Annotated in this window: 23 protein-coding genes; 16 read left to right on the top strand and 7 right to left on the bottom strand. The window is 52.6% G+C overall.

Annotation, left to right across the window (positions count from 1 at the left end; translation table 11 throughout):
- Positions 1–75 precede the first annotated feature (75 nt).
- The 12 genes from JF44_RS0114945 to JF44_RS0114895 all read left to right on the top strand — a co-directional run bounded on the left by JF44_RS0114945 (position 76) and on the right by JF44_RS0114895 (position 10,051).
- Entirely contained in the window at positions 76–777 is a 702-nt protein-coding gene (locus JF44_RS0114945; protein ID WP_033069748.1) for a DUF2062 domain-containing protein, read from the top strand.
- 5 nt (positions 778–782) lie between these two features.
- Entirely contained in the window at positions 783–1,532 is a 750-nt protein-coding gene (locus JF44_RS0114940; protein WP_033069747.1) for a pyridoxine 5'-phosphate synthase, read from the top strand.
- Entirely contained in the window at positions 1,533–1,928 is a 396-nt protein-coding gene (gene acpS, locus JF44_RS0114935) for a holo-ACP synthase (RefSeq protein WP_033069746.1), read from the top strand.
- Between the two features lie 27 nt (positions 1,929–1,955).
- On the top strand, positions 1,956–2,702 hold the full coding sequence (gene lepB, locus JF44_RS0114930; RefSeq protein WP_033069745.1) for a signal peptidase I: 747 nt from the start codon (positions 1,956–1,958) through the stop codon (positions 2,700–2,702).
- Entirely contained in the window at positions 2,702–3,385 is a 684-nt protein-coding gene (gene rnc / locus JF44_RS0114925; protein ID WP_033069744.1) for a ribonuclease III, read from the top strand. Before lepB ends, rnc begins: the two co-directional genes overlap by 1 nt.
- Positions 3,378–4,316, top strand: a complete 939-nt coding sequence (gene era, locus JF44_RS0114920) for a GTPase Era (protein WP_033069743.1) — start codon at positions 3,378–3,380, stop codon at positions 4,314–4,316. The genes rnc and era overlap by 8 nt, the downstream gene beginning before the upstream one ends.
- 47 nt (positions 4,317–4,363) lie before the next feature.
- Positions 4,364–4,594, top strand: a complete 231-nt coding sequence (locus JF44_RS0114915; protein ID WP_033069742.1) for a hypothetical protein — start codon at positions 4,364–4,366, stop codon at positions 4,592–4,594.
- The gene (locus JF44_RS20375; protein WP_156111700.1) at positions 4,594–4,752 is read left to right on the top strand and encodes a hypothetical protein; all 159 of its coding nucleotides are present in this window, start codon (positions 4,594–4,596) and stop codon (positions 4,750–4,752) included. The genes JF44_RS0114915 and JF44_RS20375 overlap by 1 nt, the downstream gene beginning before the upstream one ends.
- 9 nt (positions 4,753–4,761) lie before the next feature.
- Positions 4,762–5,517, top strand: coding sequence for a DNA repair protein RecO (gene recO / locus JF44_RS0114910; RefSeq protein WP_033069741.1), 756 nt, complete (start codon positions 4,762–4,764; stop codon positions 5,515–5,517).
- A gap of 130 nt (positions 5,518–5,647) precedes the next feature.
- Positions 5,648–7,891: a DNA topoisomerase IV subunit A gene (gene parC / locus JF44_RS0114905; RefSeq protein WP_052065956.1), complete on the top strand. Its 2,244-nt coding sequence runs from the start codon at positions 5,648–5,650 to the stop codon at positions 7,889–7,891.
- Between the two features lie 241 nt (positions 7,892–8,132).
- Entirely contained in the window at positions 8,133–8,678 is a 546-nt protein-coding gene (locus JF44_RS0114900; protein WP_033069740.1) for a TRAP transporter small permease subunit, read from the top strand.
- Positions 8,678–10,051, top strand: a complete 1,374-nt coding sequence (locus tag JF44_RS0114895) for a TRAP transporter large permease (RefSeq protein ID WP_033069739.1) — start codon at positions 8,678–8,680, stop codon at positions 10,049–10,051. Before JF44_RS0114900 ends, JF44_RS0114895 begins: the two co-directional genes overlap by 1 nt.
- 147 nt (positions 10,052–10,198) lie before the next feature.
- On the opposite strand, the gene JF44_RS0114890 is transcribed toward JF44_RS0114895, so the two are convergent.
- The 4 genes from JF44_RS0114890 to motA form a co-directional block, all read right to left on the bottom strand.
- Positions 10,199–11,293 carry a TRAP transporter substrate-binding protein gene (locus JF44_RS0114890; protein ID WP_033069738.1) on the bottom strand — a complete coding sequence of 365 codons (1,095 nt, stop codon included), beginning with the start codon at positions 11,291–11,293 and terminating at the stop codon, positions 10,199–10,201.
- Positions 11,294–11,448: 155 nt separating this feature from the next.
- Positions 11,449–12,216 carry an arginyltransferase gene (locus JF44_RS0114885; protein ID WP_033069737.1) on the bottom strand — a complete coding sequence of 256 codons (768 nt, stop codon included), beginning with the start codon at positions 12,214–12,216 and terminating at the stop codon, positions 11,449–11,451.
- A 119-nt stretch (positions 12,217–12,335) separates the two neighbouring features.
- Positions 12,336–13,274 (bottom strand): flagellar motor protein MotB, encoded by a 939-nt coding sequence (locus JF44_RS0114880; RefSeq protein WP_033069736.1) that lies wholly within the window; start codon positions 13,272–13,274, stop codon positions 12,336–12,338.
- A 38-nt stretch (positions 13,275–13,312) separates the two neighbouring features.
- Complete coding sequence (motA, locus tag JF44_RS0114875; protein WP_033069735.1) at positions 13,313–14,167, bottom strand: flagellar motor stator protein MotA; 855 nt, start codon at positions 14,165–14,167, stop codon at positions 13,313–13,315.
- 256 nt (positions 14,168–14,423) lie between these two features.
- Between motA and JF44_RS0114870 the strand changes: the two genes are divergently transcribed.
- Complete coding sequence (locus JF44_RS0114870) at positions 14,424–14,906, top strand: flavin reductase family protein (protein ID WP_033069734.1); 483 nt, start codon at positions 14,424–14,426, stop codon at positions 14,904–14,906.
- 195 nt (positions 14,907–15,101) lie between these two features.
- Here JF44_RS0114870 and JF44_RS0114865 read toward each other — a convergent pair whose 3' ends face one another.
- Both JF44_RS0114865 and JF44_RS0114860 read right to left on the bottom strand, forming a co-directional pair.
- Positions 15,102–16,322, bottom strand: a complete 1,221-nt coding sequence (locus tag JF44_RS0114865) for a threonine ammonia-lyase (RefSeq protein WP_033069733.1) — start codon at positions 16,320–16,322, stop codon at positions 15,102–15,104.
- Between the two features lie 352 nt (positions 16,323–16,674).
- Positions 16,675–18,162: an aldehyde dehydrogenase family protein gene (locus JF44_RS0114860; protein ID WP_033069732.1), complete on the bottom strand. Its 1,488-nt coding sequence runs from the start codon at positions 18,160–18,162 to the stop codon at positions 16,675–16,677.
- A 518-nt stretch (positions 18,163–18,680) separates the two neighbouring features.
- Here JF44_RS0114860 and JF44_RS0114855 point away from each other — a divergent pair.
- The gene (locus JF44_RS0114855) at positions 18,681–19,847 is read left to right on the top strand and encodes a type III PLP-dependent enzyme domain-containing protein (protein ID WP_033069993.1); all 1,167 of its coding nucleotides are present in this window, start codon (positions 18,681–18,683) and stop codon (positions 19,845–19,847) included.
- A gap of 177 nt (positions 19,848–20,024) precedes the next feature.
- Positions 20,025–21,542 (top strand): malonate--CoA ligase, encoded by a 1,518-nt coding sequence (locus JF44_RS0114850; RefSeq protein ID WP_033069992.1) that lies wholly within the window; start codon positions 20,025–20,027, stop codon positions 21,540–21,542.
- Between the two features lie 112 nt (positions 21,543–21,654).
- Here the strand turns inward: JF44_RS0114850 and JF44_RS20690 are convergent, their stop codons facing one another.
- On the bottom strand, positions 21,655–21,813 hold the full coding sequence (locus JF44_RS20690; RefSeq protein ID WP_081944457.1) for a DUF1127 domain-containing protein: 159 nt from the start codon (positions 21,811–21,813) through the stop codon (positions 21,655–21,657).
- A 480-nt stretch (positions 21,814–22,293) separates the two neighbouring features.
- Between JF44_RS20690 and JF44_RS0114840 the strand changes: the two genes are divergently transcribed.
- Positions 22,294–23,274, top strand: a complete 981-nt coding sequence (locus tag JF44_RS0114840) for an HAD-IIA family hydrolase (RefSeq protein WP_052065954.1) — start codon at positions 22,294–22,296, stop codon at positions 23,272–23,274.
- Positions 23,275–23,313 lie beyond the last annotated feature (39 nt).

The raw sequence follows: 23,313 nt of genomic DNA, 5'->3' as shown, positions 1-23,313 counted from the left end.
ATCTTGCAGTCAGCACTTACGCATATGCCTCAAGTTTTTATAGCGTTACCTGAGTTATTCCAGAACTGATCCCGTATGTTTCGGCGCCGCATCAAACCTTCATCCTTTCAACGTGTACGCAACGTGGTTTGGCCGCGTGGCGGATGGCGTCGTTCATCGCAGTATTTTGCTCATCGTGTGGCGCGCCTGCCGGGGTCGCCCTATAGCATTGCTTCGGGTTTTGCGATTGGGGCGGCGGTTTCATTCTCGCCATTCATCGGCTTTCATTTTGTGCTGGCGACGTTGCTCAGTCTCTTGACCCGCAGCAATTTGGTGGCGTCACTTCTTGGTACGGTTGTTGGCAACCCCTGGACATTTCCCTTCATCTGGTTATGGCTTTATACCTGCGGGAACTGGATACTTGGGGAGCATACAAGCACTTCAACAGTCCACTTCGATATGGCTGTGCTGTGGGAGTTCGTTGTTCTTGGGCTGAACTATGTTGGCGGCGGTCTGATTTTCGGGAACTGGGATGTTTCCGATCACACCGCACTGGCAGAACTTTGGGCAAGTATTGTTGATATCATCTGGCCGATGGTGATTGGCTGTATCCCGACGACAATCGTGGTGTGGATGCTATTTTACTTTCCGATCCGCCGCGCTGTTGTGATTTATCGTCACAACCGTATCTTGCGTCGTATGAAAAAGACCGAACGCCATGGTCTTGGGCCGATGCTTGAAAGTGCGAAAGAAAAGCTTGGAACGGCTGCGAAGCATGCCACCAAAAGGCAGGATTAAACATCATGAGTGCGAAACTCCGGCTTGGGGTCAATATCGACCACGTTGCAACCATTCGAAATGCCCGGGGCGGCAGTATGCCTGATCCCGTGCGTGCGGCAGCACTTGCAAAAGCAGCAGGCGCAGACGGCATCACCGCGCATTTGCGCGAAGATCGACGCCACATCCGTGATGACGACATGAAACGGCTGCGTGAAGAAGTTGATCTGCCCTTGAATTTCGAGATGGCCGCAACTGACGAAATGCTGGCAATTGCGCTTGAGACCAAGCCGCATGCGGTATGCCTTGTGCCCGAAAAACGTGAAGAACGCACAACCGAGGGCGGACTGGACGCCGCAGGCGGGCACAATCACCTGAAACGCTTTGTCGCCGAGTTGGGGGATGCGGGCATTCGGGTTTCGCTGTTTATCGAGGCATCCAAAGCGCAACTTGACGCAGCAAAAAGCCTTGGGGCGCCGGTGGTGGAAATTCATACAGGTGCCTATTGCGATGCCGAGAATGCAGAGGATCGTGACCGCGAACTGGACCGCATTCGCAGTGCCGTGCAATATGGGGCAGGGATCGGACTTGAAGTGCATGCCGGGCATGGCTTGAACTTCGAAACAGTCAAGCCAATTGCCGCCATGCCGGAAATTGCAGAACTCAATATTGGCCATTTCCTGATTGGCGAAGCCGTGTTTGTCGGGCTTGAAGCCGCCATTGCCGAAATGCGCCGTTTAATGGACGAAGCGCGTGCGCAGACAGGTTATGCATAAATGATTATTGGGATTGGTACGGATTTGTGCGATATCCGTCGTATTGAGGCCGCGCTTGAACGTCATGGTGAACGTTTCATGCAGCGGGTATATACCGATATCGAGATTGCGCGCGCAACGCGCAAGCCGCACCGGACTGCGTCATCTCTTGCCATGGCGTTTGCCGCCAAGGAAGCCTGTTCAAAGGCGCTTGGTACAGGGTTCCGACGAGGTGTTTATCACAACACCATGGGGGTGGTACATCAACCCAGTGGGAAGCCTGATATGGTCCTGACGGATGGCGCGTTGAAAAGACTTAATGAATTGACCCCGGATGGGAAAACTGCATCTGTATATGTAACCCTGACGGACGAATATCCGATGGCCAATGCGGTCGTGGTGATTTCGGCAGATTAAAATTTAAAGTGATTGGTTGAACACGGAATGGAAAAGCTTGTGCAGAAAAAGAAAACGGGTGGCTTGCTCGATACCTTGAAAACCGTTTTCTGGGCCATCCTGATTGCACTTATGGTTCGAACATTTGCGTTTGAACCGTTCAATATTCCATCCGGATCCATGATCCCGACCTTGCTGGTGGGGGACTATCTGTTCGTATCGAAGTTTTCTTACGGGTATTCGAAGCACAGCATGCCGTTCAGCCTGCCGATCATTCCGGGCCGTGTGTTTGAAAGCGAACCGGAGCGCGGCGATGTGGTGGTGTTCAAGCTGCCGTCCGACACCACGCAGGATTACATCAAACGCGTGATCGGACTGCCAGGTGATACCGTTCAGGTCAAGGAAGGCCGTCTTTACCTCAATAATACCCTGATCGAACGTGAACGGATCGAAGATTACATCCTGACCGATGGCAGCGGCCGTTCTGCAGCAGTAGCGCAATACATTGAAACGCTGCCCAACGGGAAAGTGCACCGGATACTTGAAATGTTTGGCGATCAGGGGCCAAGCGACAACACCGAAGCTTATACAGTTCCGGAAGGTCACTATTTCATGATGGGCGATAACCGCGACAATTCTGCTGACAGTCGTGCGTTCCCGTCACGCTTCCGTTTTGTGCCGATTGAAAATCTGGTTGGCCGGGCAGAATTCCTGTTTTACTCCAAGGATAGCTCCCAGCCGATTTATGATCTTGGCAGCATCCGCTACGACCGCCTGTTTCAGGGGGTTAACTGATGAGCGACAGCGCGCCGGTGATCACCGAAATTGATCACGGTTTTGCCAACCCTGACCTGCTGCGTGTTGCGCTGACGCATCGCAGTGCGGCCAAGGGCAAGGATATGCTGAGCGGCGGGAATGAGCGCCTTGAATTCCTGGGTGATCGGGTGCTGGGCCTTGTCGTGGCAGAAATGCTCTATACCCGGTTTGGCCGGGAACGAGAAGGCGCGATGGCAAAACGTTTTGTCGCGCTGGTTCGCCGTGAGACCTTGGCAAAGGTTGCAGAACAAATTGGTCTGGGTGAACATATCCAGATGGCAAAGGGCGAACGTGCGGCTGGTGCCGATTCCAATCCTGCAATTTTATCTGATTGCATGGAGGCGGTGATTGCCGCACTCTATCTGGACGGCGGGCTTGAACCGGCACGGCGTTTCATTGAAAAATTATGGACGCCGCTTCTGGACGAAGCCAACAAGCCGCCGCAGGATGCGAAAACGCAGTTGCAGGAATGGCTTCAAGGGCGGGGTAAACCGCTGCCGAAATACGAAATGGTCGGACGAGAAGGTCCGGCGCACGCGCCAGTATTTACCATTGAACTGACCACCGATGATGGTGAAAGTGTCAGTGCAGAGGGCAAATCGAAACGCGAGGCGGAGCAACTCGCCGCCAAATTAATGTTGGATAAACTTAGTGATGAATGAGGTTCCCACAGCGGTGGCCGAAGACAGATTACCTTATCAGCAACGTTGTGGCTTTGTTGCCCTCGTTGGTGCACCAAACGCGGGCAAGTCAACGTTGCTCAACCAGTTGGTCGGCACGAAAGTGTCCATTGTCTCGCCAAAGGTCCAAACAACACGTACCCGTGTGCGTGGCATTGTGATGACCGAAGACGCGCAGATTGTTTTCATTGATACGCCGGGTATCTTTGCACCCAAGCGCCGTCTTGATCGGGCGATGGTAAAGGCCGCTTGGAATGGTGCGGATGATGCCGATCTTGTTGTTTTGGTGATTGATGCCGGGACGGGTATCACCGACGAAGATCAGGCGATTATCAATCAGCTTAAAGATCAGAATCGCAAGGCTATTCTGGCGCTTAACAAGGTCGACAAGGTTGCGGACAAGGAAAAGCTCCTGCGCCTGTCTCAAGACCTGTTTGCGCATGATGTGTTTACCGACGTCTTCATGATTTCGGCCAAAAAGGGCGCAGGCACACAGGATCTGGTGAATTTCCTGGCTGCAAAAATGCCTGACGGGCCGTGGATGTTCCCCGAAGACGATGTTTCGGACATGCCGCTTCGTTTGCTGGCCGCAGAAATCACCCGTGAGAAGCTTTATTATCAGCTTCAGCAGGAACTTCCGTACTCGGCAACGGTTGAGACCGAGCTTTGGGAAGAACGCAAGGATGGGTCGGTCAAGCTTGAACAAACCATCTTTGTCGAACGCGAAGGTCAGAAAGCCATCATTCTTGGCAAGGGCGGCAAGCGTATCAAGGCATTGGGAAGTGATGCACGCAAGGAACTCGAAGCCATTTTCGAGCGCCGTGTGCATTTGTTCCTGTTTGTCAAAGTCCGCGAAAACTGGGGCGATGATCCCAACCGCTTTGCAATGTGGGGACTTGACCCCAACGCGTGATGTCTCAGCTCGCAGTGTTGGGCCGTCAATCAATTGTCGGGTAGATAATGGAAATCGGATCAGTCTGGGGAATTGTCATGATCGTTGTCGGCGCTGCTGCCGCAATGATTGTTGCGCGCGTCGCCAGACGTCCTTTCCGCAACCGCAACAGAAGCACAACTTTTCAACGCGAAAAGTCATATCTGAACAAACCGCTTAACCTGATTGCGCTGCTGACAGCGATTGTCATATTTGGCCTTGGCCTTTTCTGGCGCATCACGGGCGGAGGACCCAATTAATGACCACAGATCCGATTACGCAAACCATCAAAGACGTGGAACACCGTCCCGTCCTGCGCAAGGTGGTGTTCGGGGTTGCCTTGTTCTGTCTGGCGTCCTGTTTGCTGGGTTTCTTTTTCCTTGTGACCCGTTTGATTGTGCCCAGCGGGTTTTTCTAAAGGTCGCATATGGATTGGCGTGATGACGGCATTGTTCTTTCGACCCGCAAGCTGGGTGAAAACGCGGTGCGTCTATCCGTCCTGACCCGTGATTACGGTCGCCATGCAGGTATGGTGCGCGGTGCCACAAGCAAATCCATGCGCGGAACCCTGGAGCCCGGCAACGAAGTGCGGGTAGGGTGGTCTGCCCGACTGGCAGAGCATCTTGGTCAGTTTCGCTGCGAATTGACCGGTGCGCATGCTGCAGACCTGTTGTTGCAGGCCGGGCCGCTGATGGCGATGAGTTCGGCCTGTGCCATGCTTGATGCCACCTTGCCCGAACGTGAAGCCCATCCCGACCTTTATCACGGTACCGTTGCGTTACTTGGCGCCCTTAAATCAGACCAATGGTTGCCTGCCTATATCCGCTGGGAAGTCGGGCTGCTTGAAGAATTGGGGTATGGATTGGTACTCGATCGGTGTGCAGCAACGAATGAGACGGAAAACCTTGCCTTCGTCTCCCCCAAAAGTGGTCGTGCAGTCGGCGAGGCGTCCGGGCATGCCTATCGTGACCGGTTGTTGCCGCTGCCAGCCTTTTTGGCGTCGGGCCGGGCGGCACAATCACGTAAAAACATGTCTCTTCCCGAACAGTTTCGCGATGGCGTGAAGTTGACCGGTTTCTTTATTCACCGTGATATCTTTGAGGCAAAAGGCATCAAGCCGGTTGCGGCGCGGGATCGCCTTGTCAGTTACATCTGGCGTGCGGATGTCGGCACAGAAAAATAAATTTGGCAAATTGCGCGCCATATGTTGACCAAGACCATGCCCGGCGTAGTATGTTGCCAACACTGCAAGCTGTTCGGGATCGAACCCACTTGCACATGTCCATTTTGACAAGCAACAAGAAAAATCGTTCATGAGCACCAAGACTTCCGATCCGGCCGGTGCCGGTCAAATCAGGGAAACCCGCCTTGCTGACGCGCTAAGCGAACGATATCTCGCCTATGCGATGTCGACAATCATGTCGCGTTCCCTGCCTGATGTGCGAGATGGCCTGAAGCCTGTACATCGGCGTCTTCTTTATGCGATGCGGCAGCTTAAACTGAACCCGGAGCAGGGGTTCAAGAAATGCGCCCGTGTGGTCGGTGACGTGATCGGTAAATATCACCCGCATGGTGACCAGTCGGTGTATGACGCGCTTGTCCGTCTTGCACAGGACTTTGCCGTGCGCTATCCGCTGGTTGATGGTCAGGGTAATTTTGGCAACATCGATGGCGATAACGCCGCTGCGATGCGTTACACCGAAGCCCGGATGACTGCCATTGCCGCAGCCCTGATGGACGGGCTTGATGAAGACTCGGTTGATTTTCGCCCGACGTATGATGGCGAGGAACAGGAACCGATTGTCATGCCGGCGGCCTTCCCGAACCTTCTGGCCAACGGTGCGGCCGGTATTGCTGTTGGTATGGCGACCAACATTCCGCCGCATAATGCCGGCGAATTGTGTGCGGGACTGATCAAACTGATCGATGATCCGGAAACTTCGATTGCGCAACTGGTGCGTTGTGTGCCGGGGCCGGACTTCCCGACCGGTGGCGTTCTGGTTGAACCGCGCGAAAACATTCTGGAAGCCTATGCAACCGGGCGCGGGTCATTCCGCTTGCGGGCGAAATGGGAAGTCGAGAAGCTGAGCCACGGCCTGTATCAGGTTGTGATCACCGAAATTCCCTATCAGGTTCAGAAAGCCAAGCTGGTTGAGCGCATCGCCGATTTGATGGTGGCAAAGAAGTTGCCGCTTTTAAATGACGTGCGCGATGAGTCGACCGATATTATCCGGCTTGTGCTTGAGCCGCGAACCCGTGCGGTTGAACCTGAACATTTGATGGAAATGCTGTTTAAGAATACCGAACTGGAAATCCGGTTTGGCTTGAACATGAACGTTCTGGATGCCGACAACACCCCACGGGTGATGAACCTGCGCGAAGTGCTGCGTGCATTCCTGGCCCACCGTCAGGAAGTTCTGATCCGTCGTTCCAATCATCGACTGGCCAAGATCAATCATCGTCTTGAGGTGTTGGAAGGCTATCTTGTTGCCTATCTCAACCTTGATGAAGTGATCCGGATTATCCGTTTCGAGGATGAACCGAAAAACGCACTGATGAAAGCGTTTGACCTGACCGAAGTGCAGGCTGATGCGATCCTGAATATGCGTTTGCGGTCTTTGCGCAAGCTCGAAGAGATGGAAATCAAGAACGAGCACACCAAACTGACTGAAGAAAAAGAAGGTCTTGAAGCGCTTCTGGCCAGTGAACCCATGCGTTGGGAAAAAATTCGCGATGAAATCGAAACCATGCGCGAAAACTTTGGCAAGAAGACCGCGATTGGTAAACGCCGCACCGAAATCGGTGATGCCCCTGAAGAAATCGAAGTGCCGCTTGAAGCGTTGATTGAACGTGAGCCGATCACTGTGATCTGTTCGAAAATGGGCTGGGTGCGTGCGCTTAAGGGCCATGTTGCCGATATCAGTGATCTTAAGTTCAAGGATGGAGATGAACATCGCTTTGCGTTGAAAGCCTTCACCACGGACAAGCTCCTGATCCTGTCGACGGCAGGGCGCTGTTACACCATGTCATGTGACAAGCTTCCGGGCGGTCGTGGCCATGGTGAACCAATCCGTCTGTCTATCGATTTGCCACAGGAACATGACATCGTTTCGATGGTCGTTCACAAGGATGGGCGTAATCTTCTGGTCGCGAGTTCCGGCGGTCGTGGTTTCCAGGTCGCTGAAAAAGAGGTCGTTGCACAGACCAAGAACGGCAAGCAGGTCCTGAACCTTGGTACGGGCGAGGTCGCAAAGATCTTCCTGCCGGTTGAGAAGGATCATGTTGCTGTTTTGGGCGATAACCGCAAACTTCTGATTTATCCGATTGCGGAAATTCCGGAAATGACCCGTGGCCGGGGCGTGATCCTGCAGAAGTATCGTCAGGGCGGCCTTTCGGATCTGGTTATGTTTAACCTTGAAGACGGGCTGAGCTGGACCATGGGCGGCAGCGAAGGACGCACGCGTAATGTGACCGAACTGACAGAATGGATTGGCAAACGTGCAGGTGCCGGGCGTTTGCCGCCAAACGGCTTCCCGCGTTCCAACAAGTTTGAATAGCGGTCCTTGACCAGTAACCTGTTCAAAAAGCCGGATGGTGCATTGCCATCCGGCTTTTTTCGTTCTTCTGGCCGTCTGGTTTTGGTTCGGGAGTTTGGATTGTTACATTTCCCGGCAGAAATGGCGGCGAATTGGTGCAAAAGATATAGCGTTTTGGGTGGTTAATATGTAACTTCCCAACCTGATTATCAGGATGCCCGCAATATTCCTGTGAGATTCAAAAAGGGCTTGGGAGTGAAAAGTGAGATTTCTCGGAAATTTCGTCCGTTTGATCGACGGTCTTAACGACTGGATCGGTCGCGGAGTGGCCTGGCTTGTGATGCCGATGGTTGTAATCACCTTTTTGGTGGCGACCTTGCGTTACGGCTTTTCGATTGGCTGGGTGTCGATGCAGGAAAGCTATATGTGGCTTTATGGCATCGTTTTCATGGTGGGTGCCGGTTACACGCTTTTGCATGGCGGTCACGTTCGTGTTGACGTGTTCTATCGTCCGGCATCTGCGCGCTATAAGGCATGGGTTGACCTGTTCGGGTCGCTGTTCCTTTTGGCACCCGTAATCATCATGATGTTGATGTACAGCTATCCATATATTGCGACGAGCTGGGAACGTCTTGAGGGGTCGCATCAGACTGGCGGTCTTCCGGGCCTGTTCCTGTATAAGTCCGTGATTTTGGTATTTTGTGTGCTGATGCTGCTGCAGGGGCTTTCACTTGCTGCCCGCAGTGTTCTGGTGCTGACCGGTCACAAAGAATTTGAAATTCAAGAAGAAGAACACGAGGGCGTTTGATGTCAGGGGAAATTCTTAGCCTGGTGATGTTCGCCGTAGCTTGCGGCGTGCTTCTTCTTGGTTTTCCGGTTGCTTTCTCGCTTGCGGGCACCGGTCTTGCTTTTGCGCTTATCGGCAATTCGATGGGCGTTTTTGATATGCCGCTTCTGGGCTCCTTGCCGTCACGCTATTTCGGTGTGATGACCAACGAGCTGTATGTGGCCATTCCGCTGTTCGTGTTCATGGGTGTCATGCTTGAACGTGCGCGGATTGCTGAAAAACTTCTGACGACCATGGGCATGCTGTTTGGCACCATGCGCGGCGGTCTTGGTATTTCGGTTGTTATTGTCGGCATGTTGCTTGCTGCATCGACCGGCATTGTTGGCGCGACCGTGGTGACCATGGGCTTGCTCAGCCTGCCGGCGATGCAGAAAGCCGGATATGACCCGAAACTGTCGACCGGTGTTATTTGTGCATCGGGCACATTGGGCCAGATCATTCCGCCGTCCATCGTTCTGGTTCTGCTGGGCGATATTCTGCAGGGGGCCTATGCCGAAGCACAGCGGTCGCTGGGCAACTGGGCGCCTGAGCCGATTTCGGTGATGGATCTGTTTGCCGGTGCATTCATTCCGGGCATCATGCTGGTCGGTCTTTATATCGGTTGGATCATCATCAAATCGCTGATCGATCCGGACTCTGCCCCGGCTCTTGTTGAAGGCAAACGTCCGGAAGGCCTGTGGGGTGAGGTGTTGCGTGCATTGCTGCCGCCAGCCCTTTTGATTGTTGCGGTTCTGGGGTCGATCCTGACAGGTATTGCAACGCCAACGGAATCAGCTGCGTTCGGTTCCATCGGTGCGATGATTTTGGCTGCGTTCTACAAACGCCTTGATATGGCGGTTCTGCGCCATGTTGTGCGTCAGACGGTTCAGGTCAGTGCGATGGTGTTTGTCATCCTGCTCGGCGCGTCGGTGTTCTCACTGGTGTTCCGTGGTCTTGGTGGTGATCATCTTGTCGAGGAACTTCTGCATAATCTGCCTGGTGGAGTGTTTAGTGCCATGCTGGTTGTGATGTTGCTGATGTTCTTCATGGGCTTCTTCCTTGATTTTATCGAGATCGTGTTTGTTGTGATCCCGATTGTCGGTCCGATCCTGCTGAAGCTTGATATTGATCCGGTCTGGTTGGGTGTGATGATTGCAATCAACCTTCAGACCAGCTTCCTGACACCGCCGTTTGGCTTTGCGCTGTTTTATCTGCGCGGCGTTGCACCAGCGGCAATCAAGACGCTTGATATCTATCGCGGCATCATCCCGTTTGTGGCGATCCAGATGCTGGGATTGTGCCTTGTGGCAGCCTTCCCATGGCTTGCAACCTGGTTGCCAAGCGTTCTGTTCTAAACAGACATCACAGCATTGAATCTATCGAAAGGCACCCGGTTGGGTGCCTTTTTGCTTTTTGATATTACGTTCGGCGGCGCGTGATTTCGGCAAATAAAAAGGGCTGGCAAATGCCAGCCCTTTGTCGTCTTCCGTGAAGCGGAGGACTTAGTATTTGAATGGCAGGATACGTGCCTGAGCGAATGCCGATTCCGAGAATTTCGACCATGCGATCGACTGGGTACGGAACTCGATAAGGCTTTCGAACACTTTCTGAGACAGCGGGTTCGAAGAAACCAGATCACGCAGAACTTCACCCGACAGTTTGCCCAGGTTGGTCAGGATGTCGTCAGAGAACGGACGAACATCAACGCCATGCTTGTTGCGCAGGGTATCAAGCGCCTGAACGTTACGCGCGGTGAACTCTGACAGAACCATCTGGTTCACTGCACGGTTGGCCTGCTCGACGATTGCTTTCAGATCATCTGGGAGTGCATTCCATGCATCCAGGTTGATGAAGTTATCAAGAACGGTCGCCGGCTCGTGCCAACCCGGGTAGTAGTAGTATTTCGCCGATTTATAGAGGCCAAATGCCAGATCGTTGTAAGGGCCAACCCACTCGGTTGCATCAATTGCGCCCGACTGCAGTGCCGGCGGAATTTCACCACCCGGAAGGTTCACAACATTGGCACCCGCAGCTTTGACAACTTCGCCACCAAGGCCCGGAATACGCATTTTCAGACCTTTATAGTCGTCAATGGTGTTCATTTCCTTGTTGAACCAACCACCCATCTGGGTGCCGGTGTTGCCGGACGGGAAGAACTTACAATTCAGTTCAGCATAGACTTCGTCAGCAAGTTCCTGACCGCCGCCCCATTGGAACCAAGCGTTCTGTTCCTGAGCATTCAGACCAAACGGCATTGCCGCGATATACTGGGTCGCGTCAACTTTACCTTTCCAGTAGTAAGGTGCGCCGTGACCCATTTCGACGGTGCCGCTACCGACAGCGTCGATGGCTTCGAATGCCGGAACGATTTCGCCAGCACCAAAAACGGTGACTTTCAGGCGGCCTTCGGATGCCTTGGTGATGTATTCTGCAAGCAGGTTTGCACCGGTGCCAAGGCCCGGAAAGTTTTTCGGCCAGGTGGTGACAAGGCGCCATTCACGGACGTCCTGTGCAATTGCCGGTTTTGCGAAAGTAGATGCGGCAGCGGCTGTTGCGCCCGCTACGGCTGCGCCGGAAAGAAATTGGCGACGTTTCATTGGTTACAACCTCCCAAAGATGCAAGCTCATGATTTATCTGCAAAAGCCGTTTAATCGACTTTGAAACAAAGCTTATATGCGTCTGCAAAAGCAGGCAACTGGGGATCGAGTTGTTTCTTAGGACTTTAGTCTAATATGGATGGGGGAGATCGAGTTATTCGCCCAGAACGGCCTTGGACGTCGGCTCTTTCGGCACTTCATCATCCTGCATTGCTACCCATTCGCCGCCCCGGAAACCTTCAAGCGGCTGGAAGCGCATTTTATATGACATTTTGCGGCAATCGCCGATCCAATAGCCAAGATAGACGTGAGGCAGGCAAAGTACGCGGGCTTCCTCGATCAGGTCGAGGACGATGTATGTACCTAAACCGCGCCGATGTTCTGCCGGGTCAAAAAAGCTGTAAACAGCGGATAAACCGTCAGCGAGGGTGTCGACCAGTGCCACTGCAATCAAGCTGTTGTCAGGGCGGCGATATTCAAAGACAGACGACTCAACCGTGCTGTCTTCGATCATTGCACGGTAATCACGGGCATCCATCCGGGCCATGTCACCATTGCCATGGCGGGCATCCTGATAGCTGTTAAATAGCTGGTATTGTTCCTGTGTTGCCGTCGGGGGCAATTCCGAACGTACAAGATCGCTGTTTTTGCCCAGAATACGGCGAAATGATCGGCTAGGGCGGAATTCCTGGCTGCGGACGCGGACCGGAATGCAGGCATTGCAATCGCTGCAGGCTGGAAGATAGGCAATTGAATGACTGCGTCGAAAACCCGCGCGGGACAGAAGATCGTGGACATTGTTGGCTTCGGGGCCGCGTAACTCTGTTACCAGCTTGCGCTCAAACCGGCCGGGCAAGTAGGGGCACGGCATTGGGGCGGTCATGAAATAGTGCTGGGTAAGGCGCCGCTGATTGACTGTCATTTGGTAAGCTAAATCCCGATCACATCCGAGAATGTCTATCTTATGAGATTAGGTGTTATTTGTGACAGTTTAAAGGTTATGTTGCCAAAAGGACGTTCAAAAGTTTTGTTTACGTCTGCTTATGGCTGCGAGGGAACCCCGAACGTCGGGCGACGTTGACCATTATCGGGTGCCTGTGGCTGGTCCGGTTCTGCTGATCCGTTCGTTCCTTGCTGTCCGCCGTTGCCAAGCGCAGAACGTTCACCCGTTCCACGCAACAAGGTGATGCTTATGCGACGGTTGCTTTCATTTTCGGGTGTTTCCGGAAGCAGCGGATCTGTGTCCGAAAGACCGGCAACCTTAGCAAAACGAGCTGTTTCAAGGCCAAGGTCTTCAAGTGTGCGGCGCGTTGCCAGGGCGCGATCAGCCGACAATTCCCAGTTGGAATAGCCATCTGTGCGGTTAAACGGAATGGAATCCGTATGGCCCTCGATCGAGACGTCCTGCGGCATGTTTGCGATGACGCTTGCAACTTGTTGCAGCAACAGTTTGGTATGTTCAGCCATGCTTGCACTGCCGCTGGGGAACATTGCCGTACCATCTTCGTCAAGGATCTGGATGCGCAGGCCTTCGTCGGATTCTTCGATGCGGATGTTCTTTTCAAGCCCCTGAAGTTCTTCGTTGCTTTCAATTGCTTTGAGAAGTTCTTCCTGGGCGTCGTTGAATTCCTGTGCTTCCATTTGCGCGACACGGATGGCTTCGCGGTCGTCAGGTGACTGAACAGGGGGGATATCCATGCTGACGCTTGGCGATCCAAATTCGGAGCGCGATGCACCTTCTTCGGCAAGACTTGTGCCGCCCAAAAGACCGCCCGATCCAGACTCATTCTGAGAGATGGTCTCAGGCGTGAAGTAATTGGAAACACCTTGCAACTGTTCCTCTGTCGCGCTTGAAAGCAGCCAGAGCAACAGGAAGAACGCCATCATCGCCGTCACAAAGTCAGCGTAGGCAACTTTCCACGCGCCGCCATGGTGGCCATGACCACCTTTCTTGATTTTCTTTATGACGATATCGGGCATGCGTGGCGGTTCCCTGAACCTGATCGGTCAATCAAACATCAAGCTGTTGGCGCGTCTTGCAAGGCTTCATCAAGTTCCTTGAAACTCGGGCGAAGGTCATGCGGTAGGGTCTTTCGGGCAAATTCGACCGAAACCTGCGGTGCATAGCCCTGCATATGTCCGATCAATGCGGCTTTGATGCAGCTATAATACTTTGAATCTGCATCGACAGTCGTCTTGATAATCGAAGCTGTCGGGGCGACAAAACCATAGGCACCGAGAATACCAAGAAAGGTCCCGACAAGTGCCGCAGCAATCAGGCCGCCAAGAATTTCCGGAGGTTCGGTCACCGAGCTCATGGTCACGATCACGCCCAAAACGGCTGCGACAATGCCAAGTGCAGGAAGACCGTCGCCCACAGTTTGAACTGCGTCGGAAACAGCATGTTCTTCTTCGTGATGGGCTTCAAGTTCCTGATCCATCACTGCTTCCAGTTCATAGGCATTGGTGGTGCCAAGGGTCAGCAGTCGAAGATAGTCACACATGAATTCCAATGCGTGATGGTCTTTCATAAGCAATGGAAAATTGGAAAACAGGCTGGAGCTTTCAGGGTTTTCGACGTGGCTTTCGAGTGCAAGGTCACCCTTTGATTTTGCCAGACGAAATACAGCATAAAGGCAAAGCAGGAGTTCCTGATAGGCGGCTTTTTTCTTGGGGCCTTTCATGGCACGCAAGGTGTATGCGAATGATCGCTTTACAACGCTTAGCGGGTTGGCTGTCAGGAATGCGCCAAATGCTGCCCCGAAAATAATCAAAACTTCAAGCGGTTGAACAAGAATGCCAAATTCCCCGTGTGGCAAGTAGCCACCCAGGACAGAGCCGATTACGATGATATAACCGATTATCAAGAACATTCTTTTTCTTCCCCGCTACCCAAGACCGCTACCACAACAAACATCCTTGGCCTTTGGAATCACAAATCCTTCGTGTTTCCTCAGAAGTTCAATCAGGTATCTATATGGTCCTATTAACTTTCAATGTTATTAACATCACGTTTAAATTAGAGACGAGTTAGGTTTGACAGGGCAGGCTTTAGGCGGCATTTTCCCCATGCCCCAAAGAAACGGGGAACGTCATCCTTAATGTAGTCATCAAGAGCATTTTTTTAATATGTCTTTCTCTCCCCGTGATTTTCGCGACTGTCTTGGACAGTTCACAACAGGTGTTGCCGTTGTGACCACACGCGCACAGGACGGTACAAAAGCGGGTATTACGATAAACAGTTTTGCTTCAGTTTCGCTTGATCCGGCATTGGTTCTGTTCTCTGTTGATCAACGTGCCGCGACACACGCACTCTTTGCGGGTGATGCAACGCGCTTTTGCATCAATATCCTCAGTCAGGATCAGCGAGAAGTTTCTGAGCTGTTTTCTGCGCCGGGGCAGGACGGGTGGCACAATATTGCCTACGAAGATGATGGCCATGGAATGCCACGATTAACCGGAAGCGTTGCAGCATTTAGCTGCGAACGCCATGCCCTGTATGAGGGGGGCGACCACAGCATCATTGTGGGGCAGGTCAAAGACCTTGTTATGGGCGAAACAGGCGCACCCTTGTTGTATTACGGCGGGCGTTATCGTTCTTTGGCCGACTGACCAAGTGGTGCTGTTTTTATCCGTCCGTTGGTCAAGAAAAAGGGCCGTGGCATTTCTGCCTGCGGCCCTTGTTTTTTTCAGCGGGGAAAAGTTGGGTGGAATGATGTTCTACATCGCCCTTGCGCGGTGTAACTCACCAAGATTTGTGGCACGCCACCCAAAAGCGATGCGCACTAAACGGAACAGACTTCAAGGTTAATCAAGGGATGTGTTGCCAAGCAACCTGCCGCCAAAGCCTTCCTTGATCAGCCGGTCAATGACCTCTTGCGCATGGCCGGTGTCGCGGACTTCAAGCACCATATCAACGTCAGTTTGCTTGGCGGGTACGTCATAGAAGTGCCGCTGGTGATAAACTTCAATGATGTTGGCTTCTTCTTCGCCAATAAGCTGGCTGATGGTTGCAAGCGCGCCTGGAACATCGGGGATTTCAATACGCACCCGAACCAGGCGCCCTTGTCGTGCCATGCCACGCATTAGAACCTGTGCCAGAAGTCGGGTATCTATATTCCCGCCACTGACAATCAGGCAAACCTTCTTGCCCTTGAACCGTTCCGGATGATCTAGCAGGGCGGCAAGGGTGGCAGCACCTGCACCTTCAACCACGCTTTTTTCAATCTCGATCAGCATCTGGATCGAACGTTCAATCGAACTTTCATCGACCAGAACGACTTCATCGAGTTTTTCCTTGCAGATTTCAAGCGTCAGGCCACCGGGTTGTTTGACGGCAATGCCTTCGGCAATGGTCACGCCACCACCGGTAAACGCATCCCCGCGCATGCCTTCATACATGGAAGGATAAAGCTTGGTCTCAACGCCAACGACTTCGATGTCGGGTCTGCGTGCCTTGATTGCTGTTGCGATACCTGAAGCCAAACCCCCGCCGCCGATCGGAACCACAATCGTGTCCAGATCGACACTTTCATTGAGGATCTCCAACCCTACCGTGCCTTGTCCGGCGACAATATGCGCATCATCAAACGGGTGAACAAAGGTCAGGCCGCGTTCGTGCTGTATTTTGCCTGCGGCCTCCAGGCTTTCGGCAAAGACGTTGCCGGTCAGGACCACTTCTGCACCGTGTGAACGTGTGTGATGAACTTTGGTGTAGGGGGTGTTTTTGGGCATCACAATGGTTGCGGGAATGCCCAGCCGTTTGGCGTTATAGGCAACACCTTGGGCGTGATTTCCTGCGGAGACGGCAATAACGCCTTTTTCGCGTTCTTCGGGGGTGAGGCTTGCCAATTTGACATAGGCGCCACGTTCCTTGAAGGAAGCCGTATATTGCTGGTTTTCAAGTTTAAGATAAACTTCTGCCTGGCAAATATCTGAAAGTGTTAATGATTTTACCAAAGGTGTTTTGGCGACAATGCCTTCCAGTAAACCGGATGCGCGTACAATGTCGTGATAGGAAACAGTCATTATTTCCGTACTCCTGCGGCCATCAACTGGGTGATGCGATGGCAATAATATCATGTGTTGAGAGAGAGCGGTATTTAACCGGACCTGTCATCCGCAGATGACAGGGATCACATTCGCAGGTCGGAAATACCCATAATCATGGCCATCGCACCGGCACGAACTGTCGGACGGGAATGCGATGCGAGGATGTCAGTATATGCAGACATAGCCATGTACTTTCTGGGTCAAGGATGCGTTTTCGTTTCGCAGCTTTGCGGATTGAGTTCCGCAGGTCAAGAGGATCAAAAGAAAAACCGGGTTGCGTTTACTGCAACCCGGCGGAGTTGAACGCCTGGTATGTGGGGATCAGGCGTTATTCCATATTCAGAATAACGGTTTTCTTGTAGGTGAAATGTTCCAGCATGCTTTCAAGCGATGCTTCCTTGCCAAGGCCGGAAAGCTTGATCCCGCCATAAGACAAGTTGGGCTGCACAACAAGGTTCTGGTTAACCTGAACAAATCCTGCCTCAAGACGCTTTGTCGCGACCAGTGCGGTTTTCAGGTCAGTTGTCCAGACAGTTGCGGCCAAGCCAAAATCGCTGTCATTGGCCAGTTCAAGTGCCTCTTCAAAGGTCTTGAACTTGAACACACATGCGACGGGGCCAAAGATCTCTTCACGTGCGATCCGGGCGTCGGGATCGACATCTGTAAAGATAACCGGACGCACGAACGTGCCATCTGAAAGTGCAGGGTCATCTGGAAGCGCGCTTAGTTCGTTTTTGGTTGCGCCTTCCTGTTCGCCTGTTGCGATGTAACCACAAACCTTGTCGAATTGCTTGCGGTTGATGATGGTGCCGATGTCGGTTTCCTCGTCAAGAGGGTCACCCATTTTGAGGGTGTTGACCTTATCAATCAACCGTTTGACGAATTCGTCATGCAGGCTTTCGTGCACCAGCATACGTGACGCTGCCGTGCAGCTTTGCCCCTGACGGGTAAAGCGCATGCCGCCAATCGCACCTGCGATCGCCTTGTCGAGGTCGGCGTCACCCATCACGATCATCGGTGATTTGCCGCCAAGCTCCAGGGTTACCGGAATAAGTTTTTCAGCAGCCGCGCGATAAACGGTACGGCCGGTTTCAACCGAACCGGTGAAGGAGACTTTCTTGACATCCTTGTGTTCGACCAAAGGGCCGCCACATGAAGGGCCAAAGCCAGACAGGATGTTAAAGACACCAGCCGGAAGAACTTCCTGCATGATCTGACAGACACGCAGCACTGCAAGCGGTGTGTCTTCTGCGGATTTTACGACAACCGCGTTGCCCGCAACCAGTGCCGGGGCAACCTTGATCGCCATCAGCATCATCGGCACGTTCCATGGAATGATTGCCCCAACCACGCCGACAGCTTCACGGGTGGTTACAGTCATCATGTTCGGGTTAAACGGTACGGTTTCACCCTTGAGCTCGGAGGCGAGCCCGCCAAAGAAGACGAACATGTCGGCAAGAACCGATGCCTCGACCCGGCTTTCGGTGCGCAGGGCCTTGCCCGATTCCAGCGCCACCAAACGGCCGAGTTCTTCGGTGTGGGACATCAGGATGCGACCGCATTCAGCCAAAAGCTTGCCGCGTTCGCGCGCCGGGCGTTCTGCCCAGTCCTTTTGGGCTGCTTTGGCGGCGGCGACGGCAATCGCAACATCATCGGCATCACCATCAGCAGCCTGACCGATCACCTTGCCCGTTGCAGGGTTGAGAACATCAAAAGTCTTGCCGTGTTTGGCGGCGACAAGTTTGCCGTTAATCAGATGATAGCCAGACAGTTCCTTGGCCAAAAGGGTCGGATCAAGGATCGGATCGATGGGCATTTCAGGCTCCCTGTGGTTTGACGTGCAGGTGCGGTAAACCGCGTGGGGCGCACGATATTGGTTATTCGGTATTGGTTTACCAAATTATCGGCAGAAGGGAGCAATATCAAGCGCAATTCGTGTTCCAATCAAACCACGATGCTTGCAAGGTGCATGACAGGGTGTCAAAGGGCTGGTACGCTAATTTAGGGTCTAAACTCATTCACATGACCGCCCTTGCAACTGATATTGGAGAAAAAGCAAGGAAAAGACCGCTAAGTGGGGTAATCCCCGGTCAAGGGATTTGACGCAGAGGATTTCTGTCATATCAGTTGTCCTTCGGATCCCCCGGATTTGCACGGGCTATTTTGTCGCACAATCTTGAAAGATGTGGATGTTTCTACGATTTCGCTCGGCATATCCGCACAAATCCGGGAGACCAGAGCGATTATGTGAATGAGTTTAGACCCTAGCTAAAAGGCCAGCCCGGCGGCGGTACGTGTCTGGGCGCCTGATATTCGTAAACGATGGAGTATATTGTGCCACGTCATTTCGATACGACGTTCGATGTTGTTAAGGAACTCAAACCTTCCTATCCGGTCTATTGCCTCAGACCCAATATTCTTCGAGAAACAGCGCAGCGCTTTGTCGAAATGTTCCCTGGCGATGTTCTTTATGCGGTTAAATGCAACCCGCATCCAGAAGTCATGCGATACCTGCATGAAGGGGGCGTTCGGCATTTCGATACAGCCTCACCTGAGGAAATATCGCTTGTACGTCGCCAATTCCCGGGCATGAAGGCGTACTTCATGCATCCGGTCAAAAGTCGTGACGCCATTCGCAACGCGCATCGGGTGTTTGGCATTGATCACTATGTGATCGATACGGAAGAAGAACTTGAAAAAATCCGTGAGGAAACTGAAGGCGACAAGAACCTGGTAATTCATGTGCGCCTTGCAACACCGCCAGCCGGTGCTGCCTATAACCTGTCAGCCAAGTTCGGAGCGCGCCCGATGGTCGCCGCTGAACTGCTTAAGAAGGTTGATGAATATGGATATGACAGTGGGCTTTGTTTCCACGTTGGATCGCAGTGTACAACACCGACCGGTTATCGAATTGCCGTCGAATTGATCCGTCAGGTTGTCGATTTTTCTGGCGTTCAGGTGAAACATATTGATGTAGGGGGCGGCTTCCCGGGGCAGTACATGAACCAGCGTGGCGCCAGCCTTGAAGAGTTCATGGATGAAATCAAGGACTGTATCCGGTGGCTTGATATGCCTGAGACAACGTTTATGTGCGAACCGGGCCGGGCTTTGGTTTCAAGCGGTGTTTCGCTGATCACGCAGATTCACCTGCGCAAGGAAGATACGCTTTTCATCAATGACGGTGTATATGGCAGCCTTTCGGAGACCGTGACCGGTCAACTTCGTTATCCGGTCCGTCCGATGCGCATTACAGGTGATTTCGACCAGGAAGAAACCCTTGAATTCACGATCTATGGCCCGACCTGTGACAACATGGATGTGTTACCAGCCACCGTGTCGCTGCCTGCGGATATCCGCGAGGGGGACTGGATCGAGTTTGGCCATATAGGCGCATACAGCAATGCCTTGGCGACGCACTTTAATGGTTTTTACCCTGATGTGCAGGTCACAGTCGGCGAAGCTTTCCCATATGTTGACGGAGAATTTCCGTCAGTCGGATAATCTCTATGTCTGACCGGCCTTATCCAAGTGATAGGGACCGGTCAGACTCTATGAAATGACTGATTACGGTAAAAACGTACTTGTTTACCTATAAGGGTTGATTGCACTATGCTGCCGGCACAAAAGACCGAAAGGGGTTCTTATCGGTCCAACGTTATTCATCGGGGAAGCAGTAAAGTGACCAACAGCCTATTCTTGCGCATTCAGAACCGTTTTCCGGCGGACCTGTCTTCGATCTTGATCGAGACACCGACAGGGCAAACCTACAGCTATGGCGATGCCGATGCCTGTTCTGCGCAAATTGCCGGACTTCTGACGTCACTTGGCGCAAAGAAAGGTGATCGGGTCGCGGTTCAGGTCGATAAATCCCCGGAGGCACTGTTTCTGTATCTTGGCTGTATCCGTGCGGGCCTTGTCTATTTGCCGCTTAATACGGCTTATCAGGCGGGCGAGCTTTCCTATTTTATGGAAAACGCATCACCGGTTATCTTTGTGTGTCAGCCTCACCGGGAGGCCGAAGTCAAGGCGATCGCAGATGCGCAGGGTGTTGCCCAGGTGTTGACGTTGGGTATGGAGGCTGATGGCAGTCTGATGGCCGATGCTGCATCGCGACCCACAGCGTTTGAACCGGTTGATTGTGCTGATGATGATTTAGCAGCCATTCTTTATACATCCGGCACGACAGGGAAACCCAAAGGTGCGATGATGACGCAGATGAACCTGTGGTCCAATGCATCCACCCTTGAAAAGCTTTGGGGTTTTACGAGCGAAGATACATTGCTGCATGCGCTTCCGATCTTTCATACGCACGGGCTGTTCATTGCTTGCCATTGTGTAATGCTGTCTGGGTCAAAGATGTTCTTCCTGCCGAAGTTTGACCGCGATCAGGTCATGAGTCTGTTGCCCAGAAGTACCGTGATGATGGGGGTTCCCACCTTTTATGTGCGCCTTCTTTCGGGGGATGATTTCACAGCCGATGTGACGTCAAACATGCGGTTGTTTATTTCCGGTTCGGCGCCGCTTCTGCCTGAAACCTTTACCGCGTTCAAAGAGCGCACTGGCAAGGCGCTGTTGGAGCGTTACGGAATGACAGAAATGGGCATGGCGACCTCCAATCCGCTGGAGGGGGAGCGTATTGTTCATACTGTTGGCCCCGCACTTCCGGATGTGGATGTACGTGTTTGTGATGAGGATGGCACTGTTTTGGGAACGGATGAAATTGGCGTTCTTGAAGCACGCGGTCCAAATGTGTTCGCCGGATACTGGAAAATGCCCGAGAAAACGGCAGAGGAATTCCGCCAGGACGGTTTCTTCATTACCGGCGACATCGCCAAAATTGATGCCAAGGGATATGTCCATATTGTCGGGCGGTCAAAGGATCTGGTCATTTCCGGCGGGTTCAATATTTATCCCAAGGAAGTTGAAACCCTGATCGACAAGATGGATGGGGTTGTAGAGAGTGCAGTGATTGGTGTTGGACACCCTGATTTCGGTGAGGCGGTTGTTGCCGTTATCGTCGCGGAACAAAAAGACGCGCTTAGTGAAGATGCCGTCATCACTGACATCAAGTCACAGCTTGCGAATTTCAAGGTCCCCAAGCGGGTCTTCTTTGTCGATGAACTGCCGCGCAATGCCATGGGCAAGGTACAAAAGAATGTTCTGCGCGAAGAATACAAGGCGCTATTTGCCAACTAGGCTAGGTCAGTGAAGGCGGGGCAGGGCAACCTGCGTGAGTTTTGGGATGCAGACAAAGAAAAACCCCGGCAGGAAACCTGCCGGGGTTTTTCAAGGACGCTACGGTCGTGGCTTAGCGACCGAACGCAACACGATGTGCTACATCGTCGATCATGTCGCGGTTCAGACCGATGTCAGCAAGTTCGCGCGGATCAAGCTGGCGCAGCGCACTTTGGGTCTGGTACTGAACGCGCAGAGCACGAAGAAAAGCAAAGATTTTAGTTACGATCATTTCATCACCTATTTCAAACCGGCCGATTGTTCGGCATCTGTTTTCAGCTAACCGGCATGTTCTCACCGAGAGTATTCCGTGTCGGAATAGATAACTGGTTTGACGTGTCGGTTTGTTTGGACTGTATCGAGTGATCTTCTGCACGGTGGCGCAATTGTCAGTCGATGCGTCCTATTCATTTCGTGAGGGCAATCTACGTAGAATTGCGTGTTTAATCCAATGCGTTTTTTGCATGGCAGGGGCTTGAAAAGCGCAGAAAGTCGCTGAATTGTCATGAATCCACCATAATTGGCGTTTGGGGCGACACTTTTACTGCTTTTGTTGTTATGCTATTAACGCATAGCTAGTGACATTGCGTGATGACCTTTGGTTGAGTTCCTGCAAATCTTGAAGCGGGAAAAATTTGAGGTGTATTTGTTGCACTAATCAGATTGAATATGCAGGGATTTTCCCAAACCTTTGCAAGCAGGAGAGACGACCATGAGCATCAATCGGCTGCGATTGAATTTTGCGCAGGCCATTGAAGCCTATCTGCAATACGCGCCGCGTCTGCCACAAGTGCCCAACGACGCAGTCCCGCAGACAACTGACTATGTCGATAATCTTCTGGCGATTGCAGATCAGTTCGACCTGATTGTGTTTGATGCTTTTGGGGTGCTCAATAGCGGCCCAAACGCAATACCCGGGGCGGTCAAGGCAGTTGGCACCTTGCAAGGTATGGGAAAAAAGCTGGCGGTGGTCACCAACGATGCGTCGAGTTCGGCTGAGGCGATCCTTGCGCGCCATCGTAACCGCGGCTTTGATTTTACCAAGCATAACCTGATCAGCAGCCAGCAATTCATCGCCCCGATGATGAATGCCCATGTCGATATCAACCATTGGGGGGCGATGGCGCCAACCCATTGGCCGTTTGATGTGTTACCAGATCATGTCGAGCCACTTGGCGCCGATCGCGCATTATATGACGCGGTTGGTGGTTTTTTGCTGATTGATTCGGAAAATTGGACAGATGCTCAGCAAGCAATGCTGGAAAAAAGCCTTGCCGACAATCCGCGACCGATCCTTGTCGGAAATCCGGATATCTGTGCGCCGATGGGGGATTTTCTGTCGGTTGAGTCCGGTTACTTTGCCCATTTGGCAGCAGATGTATCCGGCGTAACGCCACAATGCGTTGGCAAGCCATATCATCATGTGTTCGAGGAAGTCCTGCGCCGTCACCCTGATGTTGAGCGTGATCGCGTGCTTATGGTTGGCGATACGGTTCACACAGATGTTCTGGGTGGGTTGGCATCAGGCATAAAAACGCTGCTGGTGCATCAGGGTGGTTTCCTTGACGGCCAGGATATCGAAGATGTCTTCGCCCGTTCCGGTCTGCGCCCGCATTTTTGTGCACGTGCCATTGGTCATGGCATTTCTGACGATCAGGATGCGTCTGGTGAACCTGCATGCTGTGACGCTTGATTACATCATCAGATCGGTGAACACGAAAAAGGGCCTCAC

Origin of the sequence: Thalassospira australica, from assembly GCF_000763295.1 — a bacterium.
GTDB lineage: Bacteria > Pseudomonadota > Alphaproteobacteria > Rhodospirillales > Thalassospiraceae > Thalassospira > Thalassospira australica.
Note: the sequence above shows the minus strand (reverse complement) of the source record. Positions and strands in the feature narration are given on the sequence as shown.